This window comes from Flavobacterium sp., from assembly GCF_036515215.1.
GTDB lineage: Bacteria > Bacteroidota > Bacteroidia > Flavobacteriales > Flavobacteriaceae > Flavobacterium.
Map to the genome: position 1 here is coordinate 1 of NZ_DATBVQ010000139.1, position 3,606 is coordinate 3,606.

General features: G+C 37.6%; 4 protein-coding genes. 2 read left to right on the forward strand and 2 right to left on the reverse strand.

The annotated features are described in order from the left end of the window. Positions 1 to 10 precede the first annotated feature (10 nt). Positions 11 to 505, forward strand: coding sequence for a YkgJ family cysteine cluster protein (locus VIH09_RS09740; RefSeq protein WP_331580403.1), 495 nt, complete (start codon positions 11 to 13; stop codon positions 503 to 505). Positions 506 to 580: 75 nt separating this feature from the next. Here VIH09_RS09740 and VIH09_RS09745 read toward each other — a convergent pair whose 3' ends face one another. Beyond that, complete coding sequence (locus VIH09_RS09745; protein WP_331580397.1) at positions 581 to 1,828, reverse strand: DUF1343 domain-containing protein; 1,248 nt, start codon at positions 1,826 to 1,828, stop codon at positions 581 to 583. A gap of 82 nt (positions 1,829 to 1,910) precedes the next feature. Between VIH09_RS09745 and VIH09_RS09750 the strand changes: the two genes are divergently transcribed. Continuing rightward, entirely contained in the window at positions 1,911 to 3,146 is a 1,236-nt protein-coding gene (locus tag VIH09_RS09750; protein ID WP_331580399.1) for an ABC transporter permease, read from the forward strand. Between the two features lie 235 nt (positions 3,147 to 3,381). Here VIH09_RS09750 and VIH09_RS09755 read toward each other — a convergent pair. Beyond that, positions 3,382 to 3,606 (reverse strand): hypothetical protein (locus VIH09_RS09755; protein WP_331580401.1); only part of this gene is annotated, 225 nt, incomplete at its 5' end.

Consider the following 3,606-nt stretch of genomic DNA (forward strand, 5'->3'; position numbering starts at 1 on the left):
AAATTTAAGCTTGAAACCATCCTTAAACGATCTTGGAAAACTTGCCAAAGATAAGCATATAGAAAACAAAAAGTATTTCGATAAGCTTAAAAAGAAAACGCCTAAGAATTTAGATTATGTGATGCAGGATTTGCATGATGCGGAATTCAAGAAAACCGATTGTTTAAAATGTGCCAACTGTTGCAAAACAACAGGGCCATTGTTTACCTCGGCTGATATTGAGCGCGTATCAAAATACTTGAAACAAAAACCACAGCAGTTTATCGAACAGTATTTACGCGTTGATGAAGATAAGGATTATGTGCTACAAAGTGTTCCGTGTACTTTTCTCGATAATGAAAATGCATGTATGATCTACGATGTGCGCCCAAAAGCATGCAGAGAATTCCCTCACACAGACAGAAAGAAGTTTCAGCAAATTACAGATTTAACTCTGAAAAACATTCCTATCTGTCCCGCTGCCTACAACATTGTAGAAGAAATGAAAAAAAAGTTGCCTTTATAAAAAAGATTTTCAGCTTCATAGACTAAAGATATTTGATCTCGTCTCCCTCTCCTTTGTGGTGGGTTGTGGTGAGGATTAATAAATCAAATATTGACTCCTTATTTTTTTAAACTCGATTAATCCTTGCTGCCAGCTTTTTCTGATTTCCCCTTCAGGGACTGCATTTTCTATTTGCGTCTGCAGTTTTTCAGTTCCAGCTAATTTTGTGAAAAATACATTAAAAAATTTTGATTTGTCACTGGTTGTTTGATAAGCTTTAATCAGCCATTTTAATTCCAATTGTTTTACTTTGGCAATAGCAGATAAGTCTTCACCGAAACATTCCACCCCGTTATAAATGGGGTTTTGGGCACCTACATTTGGCTTTGGAATAAAACTAAAGCCGCTTTTTGGTAAATAGGGTGATCCGTAAATTTGAAATTGTTTTTCAGTCCCTCTTCCCACGCTAACGTTGGTGCCTTCAAAGAAACACAGACTGGCATAGAGATTTATAGCTTGGTCATTTGGTAAATTCGGAGACGGCTTTACAGGTAAGCTATAGTTCATTCTGTGATTGTAATTAGTGCAGGGAATAACTTTCAATTTGCACTGAACGCCATTTTTCAACCATTTTTCGCCATTGATCATCTGTCCATACTCACCGATGGTCATGCCATGCAAGACTGGAATGGGATGCATGCCCACAAAACTAGAATATTCCTTTTCCAAAATTGGACCGTCCACAACATTTCCGTTAGGGTTGGGCCTGTCCAAGATAATTAGCGGGATGTTATTTTCAGCGCATGCTTCCATAACATAATGAAGAGAGGAGATGTAGGTGTAAAATCGTGCGCCTACGTCCTGCAAATCAAAAACCATAATATCGATTCCTGCTAATTGCCCAGCCTTTGGTTTTTTGTTGTCGCCGTATAGCGATACGATAGGAAGTCCAGTTTTGGCGTCTTTCCCGTCAACGACATGCTCGCCAGCATCAGCTGTACCACGAAAACCATGTTCTGGGGCAAATATTTTTTGAATCGCGATATTTTTTTCCAGCAGAAAATCTACAATATGGGTGTTGTTTGATAAAAGCCCCGATTGATTTGTTACAATCGCAATTTTTTTATCGTTGAGCAGAGGTAGGTAAGTTTCAAAATTATCTGCGCCAGTATTTATTGCGGGTAAAACATTTGTTTTGACCATTACGGAGTCCCGTTTTTCGCCTCCAGTTTCTTTTTTCTTGATCGAACTCCCACAAGAAGCTAATGCAAGCACTAGGCAAGATGATATCAAGATTGTTTTTCTGAATGTCTTAATGGTAAAAAAAAGGGACGTAAGCTTCATGTTTTATTTTAATAAGTGAAAAATGGAGCGATTCTTGGCTGAAAACTTTATGTATATTTGCATTGTAACCAAAACTCAACTCTTGAATTTAGAATACTTCATAGCCAAAAGACTAATAACTGCTAAAGATTATAAAAGTAGTATATCTGCACCAATTATAAAAATTGCAATTTCAGCCATAGCCATAGGAATGATCATGATGATTGTTTCGGTAGCGACAGGAATTGGTTTGCAACAGAAGATTCGGGAAAAAATTTCTGCTTTTAATGGGCATATTATTATTTCAAACTATGACAATAACCAATCCGAAGTAACCTTAGTCCCAATCTCAAAAAATCAGGATTTTTATCCCAAGTTCAAATCGGTTGAAGGAGTAAGTCATATTCAGGCCATTGCAAGCAAAGCTGGAATTATAAGAACAGAGACTGCTTTTGAGGGGATTATCTTCAAAGGAGTTGGTGCTGACTATGACTGGAACAACATAAAGGACTATCTCGTGTCAGGGAAACTGCCTGATTTTTCGAAAAAGCTTAATGAAGATGTGTTAATTTCCCAATTCCTCGCAAATAGATTAAAACTAAAAGTGGGAGATGCCTTTAATACCTTCTTCATGAAAGAAAGTCAGAACAAGTTACCCAATATCCGAAGGTTTAAAATAGTGGGGATTTTTAATTCCGGTTTCCAGGAATTTGATGCTACTTATGTTATAGGGGATATTCGTCACATGCAACGGATTAATAAATGGAAGCCCGATCAAGTTGGGGCTTTCGAAGTGTTCGTAAAGGATTTCGATGAGATAAAACCTGTGGGAGATCAGGTGTATCAGCAAACGGGTTCGACGCTCGATACTAAAACCATAATAGAAAAATACAGTTATATATTTGAGTGGCTTCAATTATTCGATTTCAACATCATAGTCATTTTGATTGTAATGATATTGGTTGCAACGATCAACATGGTGGTGGCGCTGTTAGTGCTTATTCTGGAGCGAACCCAGATGATAGGGATATTAAAGGCATTAGGGGCAAACAACTGGAGCATTCGCAAAGTATTTCTGTACAATGCCTCCTATCTGATTCTTCGCGGATTGTTCTGGGGAAACCTGATTGGAATAGCTATATTATTACTCCAACAGCATTTTGGGATAATCAAGCTCAATCCCGAAAACTATTATGTAAATGAGGCGCCCGTATATCTTAATTGGGGATATATCGCATTACTGAACCTTCTTACCATTGGCGTTTGCTTTCTGGTGTTGCTAATTCCCTCCTATATAATAACTAAAATCTCACCCGTCAAAGCCATCCGTTTCGACTAGAATAATTAGGAGCTATTTCCTGCTATACGCTACAATCTTATATGCCGAAGCCCGGCATATAAGGATTTCCGCTGCTATCAGGGCTAGGGCGGTGGTGGTAAAAGTTTATTTTGGTACGATCAACAAAGAAATCATATATAATAAAGACAGTAATGCAGAAGTGTCGATGTAGATTTTAAATATAGAATTTATATGCAAACCGCTTCGGCAAAGTCTCCCTTTTCTTCGGCAGCGCTTATGGAGGTAAAAAAACTTTTGCTTTCAAAAGGCGGGTTTTCAATGCCTTAAAGTCAAAGTCAAAAAAAAGGCAAAAAAAGGCCGATAAAAAGCTTGAATTAGACAATAAAGGTGGTACTTTTGCACCCGCAACAACGAATAAGTTCTTTAACAAATTGAGTAAGTGAAGCACGGGAAACCGATGTTTATTAAAGGAAAAAAGAGGAAGGAAATTTTCTTTAAA